The sequence below is a fragment of the Primorskyibacter flagellatus genome (assembly GCF_900176485.1).
GTDB classification, from domain to species: Bacteria; Pseudomonadota; Alphaproteobacteria; order Rhodobacterales; family Rhodobacteraceae; genus Primorskyibacter; species Primorskyibacter flagellatus.
The window spans coordinates 1-17,067 of record NZ_FWYD01000024.1; the positions used below are offsets into that span (position 1 = coordinate 1).

Here is a 17,067-nt window from a genome sequence, read left to right on the forward strand (position 1 = left end):
CTCATTCTGAGCGTTCACGAAGGCAAAAACGTCAGCAGAATGAGCCGAGCACCCCACCGCAAGCGAAACACCAATGGGGCCGAGACGGCGCATACCGAGTTCGCGATGCTGCCAAGCGGATCTAGCGCGTGTATGTCGAAAGTACTCGCGCCTATCCACGCGGGCAGTTGGTACTCAGTGGTAAGGAAAAGTCCCTCGCTTGCGCCGCCGTCCGCTTCGGCAACTAGGCGATGATCGACCACATCGAGGCTCCGGCTGATGCAGCTTCCCGCTTCATGCCACGGGGCGTCAGGCAAAGCATCGCATGCCAAGAACGGTTGATGCAGGGCGTATGGGCCAACCGATATTTCCCGATGATCTGGGTTCAGAAATGAGCGCGGTGCAGGTCTCGGACCAATTGCCATAGCCGAGCGCCGGCCAACCCTTGTTTTGCCGGAGCGGCACTCATCCGATCGGCTCCATGTTCTGACGTCTCAGGGCAATCTGCACACCTGGGTCCGCTTCCATCCGCGACATATGCTGTTTCAGCGCCGGATAATCATCATAGGACAGCGGCGTCTGGTCGATCCAGCGGGTCAGGACGTAAAGGAAGGAATCGGCAAAGCTGCGCTTTCCCAGATACCAGTCGCCGCCGTTCTCGCTCAGAATGTCGTTCATGCGCTTGTAGTGGCCATCGAGCTTTTCATAGGTCTTGCGCTTGACCTCTTCGATGGCCGCATCCGTCTCGGCAAAGTTCTGCGGGCCGAAATGGCCGCCATAGGCTGCGTGCACCTCGGAGGTCATGTAAGACAGCGCCTCGGCTTCCTTGCGGCCCAGCGCCGTATCGCGGCCATAGCCTTCGCTGCCATGTTTCGCCCCCAGCCAGGCAAGGATCGCTGCCGCCTCGGTCAGCACGTCACCATCCTCGAACCGCACCGCCGGCACCTTGCCCTTTGAGTTGATCGCCAGGTAGGCATCCTTCTTGTGATCGCCGTAGGCCATCGTATGCACGTCGACAGGAGCGTCGAGCCAGGCCACGGCGATATTGGGCGACAGCGAACAGGTTCCGGGCATTGTATAGAGGGTTGGCATAATGAATTTCCTTCCAGTTATTATGTAAGCTGTTCCGGGTCGATCAGGAGGCGGTTTTGCCGGTGGGCACCGGAGGCTGGCGCAGATCCTGAAACCTCCTACGGGATCGTCACGGGGCTTTATGTCAATCTGTCGGCGTCGCGGCGAACGCCACGAAGCCGGTAAGAAATTTCTCCAGCCGTTTGCGCATCACCTCGTCCGTCATCCGACCCTCTTCGTCGAAAACATTGCCGGCCCGGGCCAGCATCAAACGCCCTGACCACCAAGGGCGTGTCCCGAGCGTCCGCAGCACGGAAAGCCAACTGTCTTGGGACAAAATCGTTCCAAACCCTCCGGGCGACGCGCCCAGAACCGCAACCGGTTTGGCACCGTAAACCCGCGAGATGTCGCCCGCCGGGCGGCTGGTCCAGTCGATCGCGTTTTTGAAGACGCCTGGAATCGAATTGTTGTATTCCGGTGAAAACAGCAGCAGACCGTCGGCCTCCTCGATCTGCGCTTTCAGCGTTTCGACCGCTTCGGGTACACCGTGGGCCAGTTCGTCATCGGCATTGTAAAGCGGGATGTCTGCGATGCTGCCTTGGGTCAAGGTGCTGCCATCGGGCATCAGGCCCTGCGCCGTGCGCAACAGCGCCGTGTTGAAGGAGGCGCGTCGCAGGCTGCCGGAAATTCCCAGAATACGGGTCATTTTGGTTCCACTTCACTTGTCGGACGGCCATTGGACCGGATTGCGTTTGTCGCCTGTCCTGCCGAGGGCGGGACAGGCCTTCGAAGAAGATGTGCCGTGTCATGGCATCTCTTTGGGGTGAGGTAACGCGACCAATCAGGCCTTCAACGCTTGCGGGACGTAGGCGTCGATGACGGGCAGCCGACGCAGGGCGAAAGCCCCGCCGCCCTGGATGGCCACCGCGACGGCCAGAGCGACCAGCAACGCCGGGAATTCCCAGCCGCCACCCTCACCACTGAACAGCCAGCCATTGCCGGCATGCGCCCAGAGCGAGCCGAGCAGAACCGGCAGCGACAGGATCGCGGCGAGTCGGGTGTAGAGCCCGGCGATGATCGCCACGCCGCCGACGACCTCGGCGAAGATGGTCAGGTAGGCGGCGATCGCGGGGAGCCCGAGGCTGCCGAAAAAGGCGACGGTGCCGGGAAGGGTGAAAACGAACAGCTTGAGCAGGCCGTGCGCCAGAAGGACGGCACCAAGCGAAAGTCGGGTGAAGGTTGCGCCGACGTTGGTGCTGGATTCGAAGGTCATTGTGTGTCTCCTGTGGATGGGTCTCTTGTTTCTCTGCCCCCTATATCGGTCATTGCGCCTGAGTTGATAATATAGATATATGGCATCTCACTCATTCCATTAAGTTGATAGTCGCATGGATCAGATAACGCGTATCGGCATCTTCGTTGCAGTGGTGAAGGAACAGAGCTTTGCCGGGGCGGCGCGACGGCTCGGGATGACCAGTTCCGCGGTCTCCAAGCAGATCCAGAACCTCGAGCAGGACCTGAAGGTCAAGCTGCTCAACCGCACCACCCGCCATGTTGCCGCGACCGAAGAGGGCGCGATCTATTTTGAAAGGGCAAAACGGGCGCTAATCGATTTGCAGGAGGCCGAGGAGGAAATCCACGCGTTGAAATCGCATCCCCGCGGCCCCCTGCGGGTGAGCTTTCCGCAAAGCCTCGGGGTCAAATACCTGACCGGATGTGCTGCACGGTTCGCGCGGACCCACCCGCATGTGGCGCTTGATGTCAGCTTGAACGACCGGTTCATCGACCCCGTGAACGATGGCTATGACGTGGTGGTGCGGATCGGATCGCTCGCCGATTCCTCGCTGATGACGCGGCGGTTGGCGTCATGCCCCTTCATGCTTTGCGCCAGTTCCGATTATATCGAACGCTGTGGCCTGCCCGAGGCACCCGAGGATCTGGCCGGGCATGATGTGCTGGCGTACTCTGGCAATAGCGCCTCGCATGAATGGCGCTACAAGGATGCGGCGGGGCAAGTGGGGCGGGTGTCGCTTGGCGGCTCGCTGCGGTCCGATTCCGGTGACATGCTGTGCCGCGCGGCGGTTGAAGGTGTCGGCATCGCCATCCTGCCGGTCTTCTATGTCGCCGAACATCTTCGGGCAGGCCGCCTGCAACACCTTCTGCAAGATCATCTGACCTGGCCGGAACGGGATATTCATGTGCTGTTCCGGCCGAACCGCTATCAGCCCGCCCGCCTGCGGCTGTTTGTCGATCATCTGGTGAGGACCGCCAGCGATTTCCCGTGGGAGCGTGGGTAAGCGGCCCTGTGCGCGCTCGCACTCAAACCTCGATCTTCTCGATATCTTTCAGGACCGCATGCACTGCGAGGCCCGTCTTGGTCAGCCCGTAGGTCACCTTGGGCGGGATCGTGTTTTCCTGTTCGCGCCAGACCAGACCATCCGCCTCCAGCTCGCGCAGGCGTTGTGTCAGGACCTTGGGCGAAATACCCGTGATCGTCCGGCGCAACACGCCAAAGCGGCAGGCTTGCCGTTCGCCCAGCACATAGATCACATGGGTTTTCCACTGGCCCCAAAGTTTGCGCAGCAGCGTATCGGCTGCACAGGGCAGGCCCATTTCAACGCTGGCATCTTCTCTCAGGTCGGTTTCAGGGGTGGTTTCCATTTGGTAACGACTTTCGCTTGGTAACTTGGGACCTACATATGCTTTCAACCGTTGATCGCAATATCCGTTTCGGCTGTATTCAGTCCGGTGCGGTGTTCCAAAGGAGAAAGCACCATGTCCCGATCCACATCCCAAGCCATCCCCGGCCTGCACCACGTCACCGCCATTTCCGGCCCGCCGCAGGACAACCTCGATTTCTGGATCGGGACGCTGCACCAGCGGCTGGTCAAACGCACGGTGAACTTCGACGATCCGGGCACCTATCACCTTTATTACGGCGATAACGATGCGGCACCGGGGTCGATCATGACCTTCTTTCCTTTCGTGGACGCAGGCCCGGGCCGCGCTGGCGCGGGCATGGCCTCTGCCGTTGCCTATGCCATTCCAGACCTTGAGCAGCGTATGGGCGACCTCGCCGAGGCCGCCATGGATTTCGAGGGTCCGTTCGAACGCTACGGCGAACGCGCGATTGCCCTGAAAGACCCGGACGGTCTGCGGGTGGAGTTGATCGAAGGCGGCGCGCGCGACGATGGATTTCATTCGGTGACGCTCTGGCTCGACGAGGTGGAACCCACCGCCAGAGTGCTGGAGGCGATGGGCTATGTGCGTGAGGCCGAAGATGCCACCGCAACCGGCGGCACGGGAGGCACAGAGACCCGTGTGCGTTATCGTTCCACTGACCCTGAGCGGGGATCGGCCGTGGATCTGATGACCTCGGATAGCCGTTCTATCGGGCGGCCCGGGGCAGGCACCATTCACCATGTGGCTTTTCGGGCGCGGGACGGTGAGGAACAGCAGGAATGGCGCAAGCGGCTGTCTGACGTGGGCATGCAGGTCACGCCGGTAATCGATCGGCAGTACTTCGACGCGATCTATTTCCGCACCCCCGGCGGCGTATTGTTCGAGATCGCGACCGATCCGCCGGGCTTTGCCGTGGACGAAGACGCTGACCGTCTGGGCGAGGCGCTGAAACTGCCCGAGAAATACGAAGCGCATCGCGCAAGAATCGAGCAGGTCCTGCCCGAAATCCGGGTGCCCTCATGAGCGGCGCGCTGGAGGCAAAAACCCGCGGCACCGGTCCGCATGCGGGGCAACGGCTGGTCACGGCCGGGGCTCCGCTGCACCGGGCGCGACTGGCTGTCGTGATGCTGCATGGTCGCGGCGGGGAGCCTGAAGATATGATCGGTCTTGCCGACCACCTCGCCCTGCCGGATCTGGCGGCCCTCGCCCCGGCGGCGGCGGGCCGCTCCTGGTGGCCCGACTCTTTCCTCGCCCCGCTTGACGCAAATGAACCGGGCCTTGGCAGCGGGCTAAGTGTCATCGCTGCGCTGTTGGAGGATCTCGCAGAGCAAGGCTTTGGTCCGGAGCGGATCGCCCTTGTGGGATTCTCACAAGGGGCCTGTCTCGCCATTGAGGCAGCGGCGCGCCTTGCCCGCCCGTTCCGCGTCGTCGCGGCCCTTTCGGGCGGTCTGGTCGGCACAAGTGACGCAGACGGGCCACCATTGGCAGAGCTTTACAATCGTCCAGCCAAGCGGTTCGACTACGAAGGCCGGCTCGACAATGTGCCGCTGCTGCTGGGCTGTCACGAACAGGATCCGCATATCCCGCTGGTCCGGGTGCGCGAAAGCGCCAAGGTTCTGGGCGACATGGGCGCGCAGGTCGACACGATTATCATTCCCGGTGCCGGTCATGGCATTGTCGCCGACGAGGCGGCGTGGCTGCGCAAACATTTGAACAAAAAGGAAGACACTGATGAGCGCTGATTTCGAGATCACCCGCGAAGAGACCGAGAGCAAAGGTCGCTACGCGACCATAGTGGACGGCCATGAGGCCGAGATGACCTATTCCCGGGCCGGAACCAGCACGATTATCATCGACCACACCGGCGTGCCGGATGCGCTGCGAGGCCGGGGCGTCGGCCAGGCGCTGGTGCGCCGCGGGGTCGAGGATGCCCGCACCGAGGGCCGCAAGATCGTGCCGCTCTGCCCCTTCGCCAAGGCGCAGATTGCCCGGCACCCCGAATGGCAGGACGTTCTGCAAGGCTGAGACTGCAAAACCGAACAACAAGGAAAGAGAGATATCATGAGCTGGAGCCCTTGCCCCGATCCCGTTCCGGGAGACGCCAAAAGCGTCGATTCCGTAGAAACCCTGATCGTGCCCCGTGCAGTCGATCTGGGCGAAATGGAGGTGCGCCGCGCGCTGCCTTCCGACAAGCGCCAGATGGTGGGGCCGTTCATCTTCTTCGATCAGATGGGCCCGGCGGAGTTTCTGACCGATCAGGGCATCGACGTGCGCCCGCATCCGCATATCAACCTTGCCACACTGACCTATCTGTTCGAGGGTCAAATCCTGCACCGTGACAGTCTAGGGTCCGACATCGCGATCGAGCCGGGGGCGGTGAACTGGATGAAGGCGGGCAAGGGGATCGTGCATTCCGAACGCACCGCGCCTGAACGGCTGACCAGCGGCCAGCGCCTGTTCGGGTTGCAGACCTGGATGGCCTTGCCCGAGAACGAAGAAGAATCCGACCCTGCTTTCATGCACCACGGCAAGGCAGACCTGCCGCAGGTCGAGGCCGAAGGTCTGACCGCGCGGCTGATCGCAGGCTCCGCCTTTGGTGCCACTTCGCCTCTCAAGACGGCGTCCGACACGCTCTATGCGGATGTAACGCTCGCACCTGGCGCAAAAGCACCGATCAGGCCAAATGCCGAAGAGCGGGCGCTTTACACCATCCGGGGCAAGATCGAGATCGCAGGATCTACCTTCGAGCCCGGCCAACTGCTTGTCCTGCGTCCGGGGGACGAGATCACCGTCACCGGGGTGTCTGACGGCACCGGGGACCACGCACGGTTCATGCTGTTCGGCGGCGCGCCGATGGACGGCCCGCGTTATATCTGGTGGAATTTCGTGTCCTCCCGGCCCGAGCGTATCGAGCAGGCGAAGGAGGAATGGCGGCGCGGGCGGTTCGAAACCGTGCCGGGCGATGAGGAAGACTTCATCCCGCTGCCCGAGGATGACCGCAAGGTCATGCGCGCCGAGGGCGGGGTACATTACCCGTGAGGGCTTTGCCGATCCTGTGTGCTGCCGTTGCCCTGCTCGCGGCAACGGCGGGCTCTCCCGCATTCGCTGCCGACCCTGACGAGGGTCGGGCAATGTTCGGTCTTGTCGGCATGGAACTGGCGTTTCTCGAAGCTTTGGCGCTTATTGCTCTCGCCTGCATTTTCGTGCCGTTGTCACGCAGGCTGGGTCTGGGCACGGTGATCGGCTATCTCGTGGCGGGGGTGGTCGCGGGCATCGGTCTGTCGATCTCCTTCACCCGCGATCCCGGAGAGCTGCTGCATTTCGCCGAGTTCGGCGTGGTGCTCTTTCTCTTTGTGATCGGCCTTGAGTTCCGCCCCGCGCGGCTCTGGGAGATGCGCGGTACGATCTTCGGCCGGGGGCTGGCTCAGGTCATGGTCTGTGCCGCCTTGCTGACCACGGCAGCCCTCGTCGTCGGACTGGATTGGCGCGCGGCGCTGATCGTCGGGCTGGGGCTGGCGCTGTCCTCCACCGCGCTGGTCATGCGCGGCATTGACGAGAGCGGCGAGCGTAATTCCACCTTCGGGCAGACCGCTATCGCGGTGCTGTTGTTCGAGGATCTGGCAATCGTGCCCTTCCTCCTGCTGGTCACGCTGTTGGCACCTTCGGGCGAGGAAGCGACGCTGTTGGACAACCTTCAGGCTACGGTCATCGGCATCGGCGCCATCGCCCTGCTGATCCTGATCGGGCGTTACGCGCTGGATCCGATATTCCGCATCGTCGCCCGCACTCGCACGCCAGAGCTGATGACAGCCGCCGCGCTTGGCGTTGTGGTCTTTGCCGCGCTGATCATGGCCTCGGCGGGCCTGTCTTACGCCATGGGAGCCTTCATCGCCGGGGTAATGCTGGCCGAATCCTCCTATCGCCACGAGGTGGAAGCCGATATTGAACCGTTCCGGGGCTTGTTTATGGGGCTTTTCTTCGTGGCCGTGGGCCTCTCGCTTGATCTTTCTGCCGTGGCCGACAACTGGTTGATCATCATGCTCGCTGTGCCGATCACGGTGACGTTGAAGGGGATCGGTGCCTATGGCGTGAACCGGGCATTTGGCACGCCGCATCCCACCGCGCTGCGTATAGCCTTTGCCATGGGGCAACACGGGGAATTCGGCTTTGTCCTGTTCGCCGCCGCCAGTTCCGCGCTGATCCTGCCCGGCGACGTTTCCTCGATCGTCGTGGCAATCGTCACGCTGTCGATGGCGCTGTCGTCGCAATCCGACCGCGCCTACGGCATGGTCATGGGAAAGCCCGAGCGCGAGACGATCGACGAGGATTTCACCGACGCCGAAGGATCGGTGCTGATCGTCGGCTTCGGCCGGGTCGGACAACTGGTGGCGCAGCCGCTGATCGCGGAAGGGATTGCCGTGACCCTGCTTGATCATGACGCTGACCGCATTCGCGAGGCAAAGCGGTTCAACGAGCGGGTTCATTTCGGTGATGGTACGCGGGCCGAGGTCCTGACCGCCGCCGGGGCCGCCACAGCCAGCGCCATCGTGGTGGCCACAGATGAGCCTGCCACGACGCTCGATATCGTCAGGACGGTGCGCCGCAAGTTCCCGAACGCCGCTCTGCTTGTCCGCGCGCACGACCGGATCCACGCGGTGCGTCTCGCCGGAGAAGGCGTGCCCAAAGATACGATTCTGCGCGAAACCCTTCTATCGGCCCTGGCCCTCGGCGGGCAGACATTGCGCGCTTTGGGCTATGCAGATGGTGCCGCCGAGGCAGTCGTTACCCGCGTGCGCAAGCGCGATGCCGCACGGCTTGACGAGCAGATCCTCGCGGCCCGTGACAAGGACGAGCGGGACGCCATCATGGCTGCCATTGCTCCCGAGCCGATGGGGCGAGATTAAAGTGAGGCCCAAAGCCCGCAGGACCACTCGGCTCAAAGTCATACTGTTTCTTGCAAAAACGGGTGGTCTTGGTGGATTCTCACAAATATTGCGGGATTGCCAGATCTCAGGGTTTGCAAGCTCTCGATGGTGAAATCATCAAGGACAACGATCCCACTTCGAGAGCGGATGCACCCGATCTGGTCCCCGCAGGCTAACGCGTTATCGTCTTTCGATATGCGTCATGGCACTCATTCCGCCTTCGCTGTCAGACGCCGGCGACTTCAGCCGTACCGAACTACGACATGCGGTGGAGAAATTTGGGCTGCTGCCGTTGATTGCTGTGATCAGCGATTGGTATCGCCCCGTCGGGTGGCTGCTGATCGGGGCCTCCGCTCTCCGATCCTGTGTAACGATGAACAAAAACAAGTCCACCGCGCTGCATCCGTTCGGCCAGATCGCGCGGAACGGACGAGTCGAGGTTTGGAATGCTGTCCGCCGTCGCCAGGACCGCGCCAGTGTCCGGGATGGCGATCATCGGTTCGGGCCGTGACTGCGCGCTGGCGGACGAGCCAGAAGCAATCAACGCAAAGGTCGCGATCACGTTGAGGATTGGCTTGAGCAAGGGCATCGAGTGTTTCCGCCACGATTGTAGCAACATGATAGTTAAAAGGAAAATGCGCTCACGATCAAACCAGGCATCAGCGCGGTCAAAGGCCTGGATCATGCCCCTGAGCGTGATGCTCGGCCGTACCGCGAGCAGGATCACCGGCTGGTTCTGCGTCACCGGATAGACCAAAGGCCGACCATGCATTAGCATTCGGAACGGACCACTCGACAGGAGCAGACCACCTCATGCCAAACGATCTGTCGTCATGAAGATGCTGCGCGGCATATTGAAGTGGCTGATGGTCGTGCTGTTTGCCGCGATAGTCGCTGTCGCCTTCCAGCTCTACCGCAACTCCGGGGACAAAGCTCTTCCGAATGCACCTCTGGCGGGGCTGCGCATAGCGACCTACAATGTGCATTACATCGTCATGGGCCAGGAAACCGGGCCATGGTCGCGCGGGGATTGGGACCGGCGGCGCGGTCCGCTCGATCTGGCGTTCAAAGAGATGGATGCGGATGTCGTTGCATTTCAGGAGATGGAAAGTTTCACCCGCGGCGGTGTAAGCCGCGACAATCTTGCACTCGACTGGTTGCTGGAGTGCAACCCCGCCTTCGCAGCCGCCGCCATCGGCGATCCTGTGGAGTTTCCGTCGACCCAGCCGATCTTCTACAAGACCGAACGACTGGAGATGCTGGAGCAGGGGTGGTTCTTCTTCTCGGACACGCCGGACACCATCTATTCGCGCACATTCAACGGCTCGTACCCCGCATACGCGTCCTGGGCCCGGTTCCGCGAGCGAAGGTCGCAGACGGAGTTCAGGGTCGTCAACGTCCACACCGATTATGGCAGCAGGTCCAACCGTCTGCGCTCGATCGACCTGGTGGCAGCGCGTGTCGCGTCGTGGTTGGTGGCCAAGGAGACGGTGATGGTGGTCGGCGACCTGAACGCGCGGCGTGGCGACCGGGGCGTGAAGATCCTTGAGAACGCGGGTTTCACCTTTGCGCCCGTCGAGGGGGCAACCTATCATTTCAATCGTGGGATAAACCTGTTCGGCGCCATCGACCATGTCGCCTGGGCAGGGGACTTGGTCCTGGCCAGACCTCCGGTGGTTCTCAGACATCGTTTCGATGGCGAATGGCCCACGGACCACTATCCCGTAGTCGTGGACTTCTTGCTGCCACAGAGGCCCAGACAGGAAGCTGAATAAATTGGCGCTCAGCAACATCGCGGACAGCAATTCGCCTTGCAGATGCTTCAGCATCGACTGAACGACATAAGTTGCCGCAAACTTCAATTTCGGCAGCGCAATTAACCGGACATGCGTTCCAGAGAACAGTCGCGCTTGATCAGGTGATGCCATCCGACCGCCATTGCGATGTCCCCGAGCACGAGAAGACCGAATATCCAGCCCAGCGTCGCATGCCATTCTTCCGATGCCCGCATAAAGGCCGTCCTCGTTTCGCGGGGCGGAAATATCTCGATTCCGAGATAGATGAGCCCGCGGATGTCAACTGCCTCGGCATCAAGACCCACTGCCGGAACGATCACCATGAGGGCATAGATTGCCACATGCCCCACGGTCGCGGGCCGTCCGTTGAGGCCCGCATGGGCGGGCACCGATGCATATTCGCCAGCTTCCAAGCGCTGCGTCGCAGGAACAGCAGGCAAAGCGTGACGCCAAGCGTATGGTGATAGCTCCACAATACCTTGCAGATCGTGTCGCCGCGGGGAAACGTCATGCGAGCGCCGACAGAAAGGAATTGCGCGGCGAACAGGACGACCATGCCCCATTGCAAGGGGGTCAGGGGGCGTCTGTAAGGTCAGGCATCGGCACTCCATGTGGTCGGGTTGTCGAGTATTTTTGTGTTTGTCGGGGGTCGGGGCCGGACGATACTGCCACCCGTCGAATAGATATAGCGCCCGCCCGGTTCTGCCACGAGATCGAGGGGTGCGGTTGAGCCAGATCAAATTGTCGAAGAGGTTCCCATGGTACCCTGATCTGCGGCACGGACCCGGGATCTTGCAGAGGCCCTCGGCAATCGGCGCGATCAAGCAGCCGTCATGACCCGACCGGATCGCAACGGCGGAAGTGACCGCGAAAAGTTCGAATCCAGTCCCGTTCCCTCCGCCATTTTCCATCGTGTTTTGTATGATCCAGAGACCAATTCTCTGTCGGCCAGGGTTGTAGATTCATGACGTCCAGCTTTTCCTTTGTGTAAAGTCGATAGAGTTTCTCGTGGTTCATGATCATTCTCTTGCGCTCCGGCATCACTCCGATCCGCTGATAGCCAAACCGGCGGCGCTTGGTCGCGACGGTCTTCATCTCTGCTCTGATCTCAGGATTATCCGGAGGGCATGCGCGCCGGGCCGGCTTTGGATCGACACCCCCTCTCGGGACATTATTTCGCAATGCCCTGCCGGGCAGTGAACAAGTCGGCAGAGGGTCGAAGACGTTACGCAAGATGAGCATGGTCATTGATGCCTCCGCCTGTTCCGCTTACGTTCTCACCATGAGAGTCGAGTTCCACAGCGTCTTCCCTCTACGCCGTGCCCGCGTCCATGAGGTCTGCGGAGCCGGAGCCATCGCCTTTGCCTCGATGGCTGTGCGGGGGCATGTGCTGTGGATCAGGGAAGCGTGGCTTTCTGAGACTCTGACGCCACAGGGGTTGTTGCCGCTTGTCGATCCGGCGCAGCTTTTGCTGGCCCGTCCCAAGGATCAGGTGGATGCACTTGCTGTGGCCGAAGAGGCGCTCAAGGACGGTGCGCTGCCCAATGTTGTGCTCGACGTGACCCGCCCGCTCGATCTGCGTGAGGGGCGGCGCTTGCAACTCGCGGCAAAGGCGGGGCGAACGACAGGTTTATGCATCATCCCGGACGGTATGGGATCGAATGCTGCGGAAACCCGTTGGCGCGCTACCCCGGTCTTCGATCAAGAATGGGAGGACTCGACTTTGATGCGTTGGGAAATTATTAAGAACAAATCAGGAACACTTGGTGTCTGGCATGTTCGGTGGAATCAGCAAACAAGTCGTCTCGATGTGGTTTCCCCGGTTGGCGAGCGACCGGATTTTACGGGCGCGTCCGGTTGACGGGCCTTTTGTACTGACGTTGAAGGCCAATAACACTGAACGGGTTTATTGCCTCAATCAAGCGGCGGAGCGGTCGGGTCTTATCCGTGATATGAGCTTTGCCGATGCCCGCGCCTTTTGCCCCGACTTGATGAGCCAACCGGCCCGTCCCGATCTCGACATGCGCTTCCTTGCCACCCTGCGCCGCTGGGCGACGCGCTATTGTCCTTGGGTGGGTTATGAGGGAACGGACGGGCTGGTGCTCGATGTCACCGGCGTTGCGCATCTTTGGGGCGGTGAGGCCGCCATGCTGGCCGATATGCGGACCCGCGCTGATCGTTCCGGGTTGGGGGTGCGGCTGGGATTGGGCGAGACTCGTGGTGCCGCTTGGGCCCGTGCGCATTTCGGTGACGAGCATAGCACGCTCACAGATTTGCCCGTTGCGGCGCTGCGACTTGAAGATCGGATGGTCACCGCGTTGCAACGCCTGGGGCTTCGCCGTATCGGCGATCTTACCGCGGCTGCGCGCGCACCGCTCGCTCGTCGTTTTGGCCCCGAACTGATGCTGCGGCTGGATCAGGCAACGGGTAATGCGTCCGAGCCAACCGCCCCTGAAAAGGATCCGCCGCATTACGCAACACGGATGAGCCTGCCTGACCCCATTGGTCTGACCGAGGACGTGATGGGCATCGCCGCACGACTGCTCACACCGCTTTGCGACAAGCTCAAAGCACAGGAGATGGGCGCGCGCAGTCTGTGCCTTACCCTGCGACGGGTCGATCAGGGGTGCCAGAAGGTCGAGCTGCGGCTTGCTGCGCCGCTGCGTGATCCGACCCGCATTTTGCCGCTGTTCAAACGGGGCGTGGCCGAGGTCGATGCAGGGTTTGGCATTGACCAAATCCGGGTTGAAGCCACGCAGGTCGAACCGCTTCCTGAGCAGCAAACCGGCAGTCGCCAGAACTCGCCCGATCAGCTCAACGATCTGATCACGCGCATCGGCACCCGGATCGGGCTGGAGAATATCCAGCGTTTTTTGCCCGCTGACAGTCATATTCCCGAACGCGCATTTTCTATTGCGTCTGCGGCTTACAGCAGGCCCGAGAGCGGTTGGAGCGCGCTCCGTTCGCGGCCTATAAGCCTGTTCCCGCCGGAGCCGATCTCGGCCAGTGGATCGCAACCCCCCGTACAATTTCGCTGGCGTCGGATGCGCCTGACAACGGGTCGCGCGGTCGGTCCCGAACGAATTGCACCGGAATGGTGGCTTCCCGACGACAATTGGCGCAGTGGGGTGCGCGATTATTGGAAGGTGGATACACGCGAAGGGCGGCGGCTTTGGCTGTTCTATACCCCGCAAACCCCCGGCTGGTTCGTGCAGGGGGAATTCACATGATCGAGGTTGCCCGCGATCAACGCCAGGCCGAAGCCATCCAGTTCGAGGCGATGCTCCGGCAACGGGGCAGGGCGGGGTATGCGGAACTTTGTGTGACGACGAATTTCACCTTTCTCACCGGGGCTTCGCACCCGGAGGAATTGGTGCTGCGTGCGGCTGAGCTGGGTTTGAATGCCATCGCCATCACCGATCGCAATACGCTTGCAGGTGTGGTGCGGGCCTATTCGGCGCTGAAGTCCCTGCGCGAGAAGGCAAGCCAGAGCTTGCGCGTGCGCTCATCCCATCAGGTGGATTCCTGCTCGCGCCAAGAAGTCGGGCACCCGCAAGATTTACAAACCCCTCAAACGCTGCATCTGCCGAAACTGATCGTCGGCAGCCGACTCGTGCTGCGCGATTGCCCCGTGGAATGGCTGGTCCTGCCCACTGACCGCGCGGCCTATCACCGGCTGTCACGGCTTTTGACTCTGGGAAAGCGGCGGGCGGAAAAGGCCGAATGCCACCTCGATCTGCGCGATCTGGAGGTGGGGTGCCAAGGGATGGTCCTTATCGCCTTGCCGCCGCCTGATCTTGGTCTTGCACAGGCGTCTTTGCTGCGGCTCGCCCGACGTTTTCCAGGCGCGGTCTTTCTGGGTGCGTCGCCGCGTTACGACGGGTCGGATCAGGCGTGGTTCGATGCCTGTGCCGCCACGGCGCTACGCTGCTCGACACCGATGGTGGCGGTGGGGGATGCGCTTATGCATCATGGCAAACGCCGACAGTTAGCGGATGTGCTCACCTGCCTGCGCGAAGGGATCACCATTGACCAGATCGGCACCAAGGCTCTGCCCAACGCCGAACGCCGCCTCAAGAGCGCATCCGATATGGCGCGGCTCTATCGTCGGCATCCGGCGGCGCTCAAACGCACGCTGGAAATCTCGGCGCGCTGTGGATTTGACCTGTCCGACTTAAGCTATGAGTATCCCGATGAGATGTCGGAAGGCGAAACCCCGCAAGCCCGGCTCGAACGTCTTGCCCATGAAGGGGTGAGACGACGCTATCCGGATGGTGCCTCCGAGCGGGTGCATCGGTTGATGGACAAGGAATTGTCGTTGATCGGCGAGTTGCGCTACGCCCCGTATTTCCTCACCGTTCATGACATCGTCGGACAAGCCCGTGCCCGCGGAATCCTGTGTCAGGGGCGTGGGTCGGCGGCCAATTCCATCCTCTGCTATCTGCTGGGCATCACCGATGTCAGCCCCGACATGATCGGCATGGTGTTCGAACGCTTCATCTCCCGCCATCGCGATGAGCCGCCCGACATCGACGTGGATTTCGAACATGAACGCCGCGAAGAGGTGATCCAGTGGATCTATGAGAAATACGGCCGCCACCGCGCCGGGCTATGCGCCACGGTGATCCATTTTCGCACCCGCGCCGCGATCCGCGAGGTTGGCAAGGTTATGGGCCTGTCTCAAGATCTGACTGCGCGGCTGTCGGGCGATATCTGGGGCATGACCAACGCGGGTGTCGATATGGATCGGGTCAGAGAGCTTGGCCTCGACCCGACGAACCTGCGTCTGGCGCAGACGCTTAGACTCATTGGTGAGGTCATCGGCTTTCCGCGTCACCTGAGTCAGCATGTCGGCGGGTTTGTCATCACACGCGGGCGCCTTGATGAGCTGTGCCCCATCGAGAATGCTGCGATGGAGGACCGCACGGTGATCGAATGGGACAAGGATGACATTGATACGCTTGGCATCCTGAAGATCGATGTGCTCTCGCTCGGGATGCTCACCTGCCTGCGCAAAAGCTTTGACCTTCTGGCTGATCACGAAGGCAGGCATCTGGCCCTCGACACCGTGCCACAGGAGGACCCGGCCACCTATGAAATGCTGCAACGGGCCGATGCGGTTGGCGTCTTTCAGGTCGAAAGCCGGGCGCAGATGAACTTTCTGCCACGGATGAAACCCGCGAACTTCTACGATCTGGTGATTGAGGTGGCCATTGTGCGCCCCGGCCCGATCCAAGGCGGCATGGTCAAACCCTATATCCGCAGGCGACAGGGTTTGGAAGCACCCGAACCCTTTGGCCCCGCGCTCGAAGAGGTGACGCACAAGACGCTCGGCGTGCCGCTGTTCCAGGAACAAGCCATGCAAATCGCCGTGGTGGGGGCGGGCTACACGGCGGAAGAAGCCGATAAACTCCGCCGTTCTCTGGCCTCGTTCCGGCGTATGGGCACCATTGGCGAGCATTGCGACCGCTTTGTGCAGGGCATGTTGAAAAACGGCTACCCACAAGTCGTGGCCGAGGCCTGTTTCGCACAGATTGAGGGCTTTGCCGATTACGGTTTTCCCGAAAGCCACGCCGCCGCTTTTGCCATGCTGACCTATGTTTCCTCCTGGCTCAAATGCCATCATCCGGCAGTGTTTGCTTGCGCGCTGCTGAATTCCCAACCGATGGGGTTTTACGCGCCAGCCCAGATCGTGCGCGATGTCCGGGATCACGGCGTGGAGGTGCGGCCGGTCTGCGTCAATCACTCGGACTGGGACAATCTCCTGGAGCGTCGCGCCGATGGAGCACTGGCGCTGCGCCTTGGCTTTCGTCAGATCAAGGGTTTTCGCGAGGAAGATGCGGGCTGGATCGGGGCCGCGCGAGGCAACGGCTATCAGGACCCCGAAAGCGTCTGGCTACGGGCCGGTGTCGCACCATCCGTGCTCGAGCGGCTGGCCGAAGCGGATGCGTTCATCGGCATGGGGCTGATGCGGCGCGATGCGCTGTGGCAGGTCCGCGCGATCCGAGCGCCTGCGCCGCTGCCGCTCTTCTCCGGCCCGCTGGATGGGGAAGGCATTCGCGAGCCGGTGATGCATCTGCCCAATATGCATCTGGGCGAAGAAGTCGTGGAGGATTACATCTCAATGCGCCTCACGCTGCGCGCCCATCCGATGGAATTGTTGCGCCCGGCAATCCCCGGCCTGACACCACATGACCGTTTGCCCGATGCGCCACTGATACGCACCTCTGTTTGCGGTCTGGTCATTACACGTCAACGCCCCGGCACGGCCTCTGGCGTGATTTTCCTGACGCTGGAGGATGAAACCGGCGTCTCCAATGTGGTTGTTTGGCCAAAGGTCTATAAGCGCTTTCGACGCATCGTTATGGATGGCCGGCTGTTGCGTGTCACCGGACGGCTGGAGCGTGAAGGTATCGTCGTGCATCTCATCGCCGATCATATCGAGGACCTTTCCCACAGGCTCTCCGATCTCGGCCACCCGCGCGATGATGCGGTGGGCGTCACCCAGCCACAAGCCGACGACGCCCCCAGAACACGCCAGAAACCCGCCGCCCGCCACCCGCGGGAACAGGCCAAACGCCTGTTCCCGAGCCGGGATTTTCATTGAGAGGCGG

At 61.7% G+C, this 17,067-nt stretch carries 17 protein-coding genes and 1 pseudogene; 10 read left to right on the top strand and 8 right to left on the bottom strand.

Annotation, left to right across the window (positions count from 1 at the left end):
• Positions 1–223: 223 nt before the first annotated feature.
• The 4 genes from B8991_RS22355 to B8991_RS18135 form a co-directional block, all read right to left on the bottom strand.
• A complete protein-coding gene (locus B8991_RS22355) occupies positions 224–340 on the bottom strand; it encodes a hypothetical protein (protein ID WP_412781083.1) in 117 nt (38 codons plus the stop codon).
• A 104-nt stretch (positions 341–444) separates the two neighbouring features.
• Positions 445–1,053 (bottom strand): glutathione S-transferase, encoded by a 609-nt coding sequence (locus B8991_RS18125; RefSeq protein WP_218673253.1) that lies wholly within the window; start codon positions 1,051–1,053, stop codon positions 445–447.
• A 142-nt stretch (positions 1,054–1,195) separates the two neighbouring features.
• Positions 1,196–1,756, bottom strand: a complete 561-nt coding sequence (locus B8991_RS18130; RefSeq protein ID WP_084354455.1) for an NADPH-dependent FMN reductase — start codon at positions 1,754–1,756, stop codon at positions 1,196–1,198.
• Between the two features lie 135 nt (positions 1,757–1,891).
• A complete protein-coding gene (locus B8991_RS18135; protein WP_084354458.1) occupies positions 1,892–2,323 on the bottom strand; it encodes a DoxX family protein in 432 nt (143 codons plus the stop codon).
• Between the two features lie 115 nt (positions 2,324–2,438).
• Between B8991_RS18135 and B8991_RS18140 the strand changes: the two genes are divergently transcribed.
• Positions 2,439–3,347 carry a LysR family transcriptional regulator gene (locus B8991_RS18140; protein WP_084354461.1) on the top strand — a complete coding sequence of 303 codons (909 nt, stop codon included), beginning with the start codon at positions 2,439–2,441 and terminating at the stop codon, positions 3,345–3,347.
• Between the two features lie 22 nt (positions 3,348–3,369).
• Here the strand turns inward: B8991_RS18140 and B8991_RS18145 are convergent, their stop codons facing one another.
• A complete protein-coding gene (locus B8991_RS18145; RefSeq protein ID WP_084354464.1) occupies positions 3,370–3,711 on the bottom strand; it encodes a winged helix-turn-helix transcriptional regulator in 342 nt (113 codons plus the stop codon).
• Between the two features lie 114 nt (positions 3,712–3,825).
• Between B8991_RS18145 and B8991_RS18150 the strand changes: the two genes are divergently transcribed.
• The 5 genes from B8991_RS18150 to B8991_RS18170 all read left to right on the top strand — a co-directional run bounded on the left by B8991_RS18150 (position 3,826) and on the right by B8991_RS18170 (position 8,636).
• Positions 3,826–4,755 carry a ring-cleaving dioxygenase gene (locus B8991_RS18150; RefSeq protein WP_084354468.1) on the top strand — a complete coding sequence of 310 codons (930 nt, stop codon included), beginning with the start codon at positions 3,826–3,828 and terminating at the stop codon, positions 4,753–4,755.
• Positions 4,752–5,474, top strand: coding sequence for an alpha/beta hydrolase (locus B8991_RS18155; RefSeq protein WP_084354471.1), 723 nt, complete (start codon positions 4,752–4,754; stop codon positions 5,472–5,474). Before B8991_RS18150 ends, B8991_RS18155 begins: the two co-directional genes overlap by 4 nt.
• Positions 5,464–5,757 carry a GNAT family N-acetyltransferase gene (locus B8991_RS18160; protein ID WP_084354475.1) on the top strand — a complete coding sequence of 98 codons (294 nt, stop codon included), beginning with the start codon at positions 5,464–5,466 and terminating at the stop codon, positions 5,755–5,757. The genes B8991_RS18155 and B8991_RS18160 overlap by 11 nt, the downstream gene beginning before the upstream one ends.
• Before the next feature lie 36 nt (positions 5,758–5,793).
• Entirely contained in the window at positions 5,794–6,771 is a 978-nt protein-coding gene (locus B8991_RS18165) for a pirin family protein (RefSeq protein WP_084354477.1), read from the top strand.
• A gap of 92 nt (positions 6,772–6,863) precedes the next feature.
• Positions 6,864–8,636, top strand: a complete 1,773-nt coding sequence (locus B8991_RS18170; protein WP_084354480.1) for a monovalent cation:proton antiporter-2 (CPA2) family protein — start codon at positions 6,864–6,866, stop codon at positions 8,634–8,636.
• Positions 8,637–8,913: 277 nt separating this feature from the next.
• Here B8991_RS18170 and B8991_RS18175 read toward each other — a convergent pair whose 3' ends face one another.
• Positions 8,914–9,414 carry a hypothetical protein gene (locus B8991_RS18175; protein WP_143514663.1) on the bottom strand — a complete coding sequence of 167 codons (501 nt, stop codon included), beginning with the start codon at positions 9,412–9,414 and terminating at the stop codon, positions 8,914–8,916.
• Between the two features lie 76 nt (positions 9,415–9,490).
• On the opposite strand from B8991_RS18175, the gene B8991_RS18180 reads away from it, so the two are divergent.
• Positions 9,491–10,432 (top strand): endonuclease/exonuclease/phosphatase family protein, encoded by a 942-nt coding sequence (locus tag B8991_RS18180; RefSeq protein ID WP_179141539.1) that lies wholly within the window; start codon positions 9,491–9,493, stop codon positions 10,430–10,432.
• Positions 10,433–10,533: 101 nt separating this feature from the next.
• Here B8991_RS18180 and B8991_RS18185 read toward each other — a convergent pair whose 3' ends face one another.
• Together B8991_RS18185 and B8991_RS18190 are read right to left on the bottom strand one after the other, a co-directional pair.
• Positions 10,534–10,926, bottom strand: a complete 393-nt coding sequence (locus B8991_RS18185; protein ID WP_235866688.1) for a cytochrome b — start codon at positions 10,924–10,926, stop codon at positions 10,534–10,536.
• A gap of 451 nt (positions 10,927–11,377) precedes the next feature.
• Positions 11,378–11,611, bottom strand: a pseudogene (locus B8991_RS18190) (IS3 family transposase); the annotation flags it as partial.
• Between the two features lie 124 nt (positions 11,612–11,735).
• Here B8991_RS18190 and B8991_RS18195 point away from each other — a divergent pair.
• From B8991_RS18195 to B8991_RS18205, 3 genes are read left to right on the top strand one after another with little or no spacing between them, the layout of a single operon-like run.
• Positions 11,736–12,314: an ImuA family protein gene (locus B8991_RS18195; protein WP_084354563.1), complete on the top strand. Its 579-nt coding sequence runs from the start codon at positions 11,736–11,738 to the stop codon at positions 12,312–12,314.
• A complete protein-coding gene (locus tag B8991_RS18200; RefSeq protein WP_084354486.1) occupies positions 12,229–13,683 on the top strand; it encodes a Y-family DNA polymerase in 1,455 nt (484 codons plus the stop codon). The genes B8991_RS18195 and B8991_RS18200 overlap by 86 nt, the downstream gene beginning before the upstream one ends.
• Before the next feature lie 50 nt (positions 13,684–13,733).
• Positions 13,734–17,060: an error-prone DNA polymerase gene (locus B8991_RS18205; protein WP_235866692.1), complete on the top strand. Its 3,327-nt coding sequence runs from the start codon at positions 13,734–13,736 to the stop codon at positions 17,058–17,060.
• The last annotated feature ends 7 nt before the right edge of the window (positions 17,061–17,067 follow it).

Excerpts from the sequence above, each read along its gene's own strand:
- B8991_RS18125 (WP_218673253.1), bottom strand. The coding sequence starts at position 1,053 with ATGCCCGGAACCTGTTCGCTGTCGCCCAATATCGCCGTGGCCTGGCTC.
- B8991_RS18130 (WP_084354455.1), bottom strand. The coding sequence starts at position 1,756 with ATGACCCGTATTCTGGGAATTTCCGGCAGCCTGCGACGCGCCTCCTTC.
- B8991_RS18135 (WP_084354458.1), bottom strand. The coding sequence starts at position 2,323 with ATGACCTTCGAATCCAGCACCAACGTCGGCGCAACCTTCACCCGACTT.
- B8991_RS18140 (WP_084354461.1), top strand. The coding sequence starts at position 2,439 with ATGGATCAGATAACGCGTATCGGCATCTTCGTTGCAGTGGTGAAGGAA.
- B8991_RS18145 (WP_084354464.1), bottom strand. The coding sequence starts at position 3,711 with ATGGAAACCACCCCTGAAACCGACCTGAGAGAAGATGCCAGCGTTGAA.
- B8991_RS18150 (WP_084354468.1), top strand. The coding sequence starts at position 3,826 with ATGTCCCGATCCACATCCCAAGCCATCCCCGGCCTGCACCACGTCACC.
- B8991_RS18155 (WP_084354471.1), top strand. The coding sequence starts at position 4,752 with ATGAGCGGCGCGCTGGAGGCAAAAACCCGCGGCACCGGTCCGCATGCG.
- B8991_RS18160 (WP_084354475.1), top strand. The coding sequence starts at position 5,464 with ATGAGCGCTGATTTCGAGATCACCCGCGAAGAGACCGAGAGCAAAGGT.
- B8991_RS18165 (WP_084354477.1), top strand. The coding sequence starts at position 5,794 with ATGAGCTGGAGCCCTTGCCCCGATCCCGTTCCGGGAGACGCCAAAAGC.
- B8991_RS18170 (WP_084354480.1), top strand. The coding sequence starts at position 6,864 with ATGTTCGGTCTTGTCGGCATGGAACTGGCGTTTCTCGAAGCTTTGGCG.
- B8991_RS18180 (WP_179141539.1), top strand. The coding sequence starts at position 9,491 with ATGAAGATGCTGCGCGGCATATTGAAGTGGCTGATGGTCGTGCTGTTT.
- B8991_RS18195 (WP_084354563.1), top strand. The coding sequence starts at position 11,736 with ATGAGAGTCGAGTTCCACAGCGTCTTCCCTCTACGCCGTGCCCGCGTC.
- B8991_RS18200 (WP_084354486.1), top strand. The coding sequence starts at position 12,229 with ATGTTCGGTGGAATCAGCAAACAAGTCGTCTCGATGTGGTTTCCCCGG.
- B8991_RS18205 (WP_235866692.1), top strand. The coding sequence starts at position 13,734 with ATGCTCCGGCAACGGGGCAGGGCGGGGTATGCGGAACTTTGTGTGACG.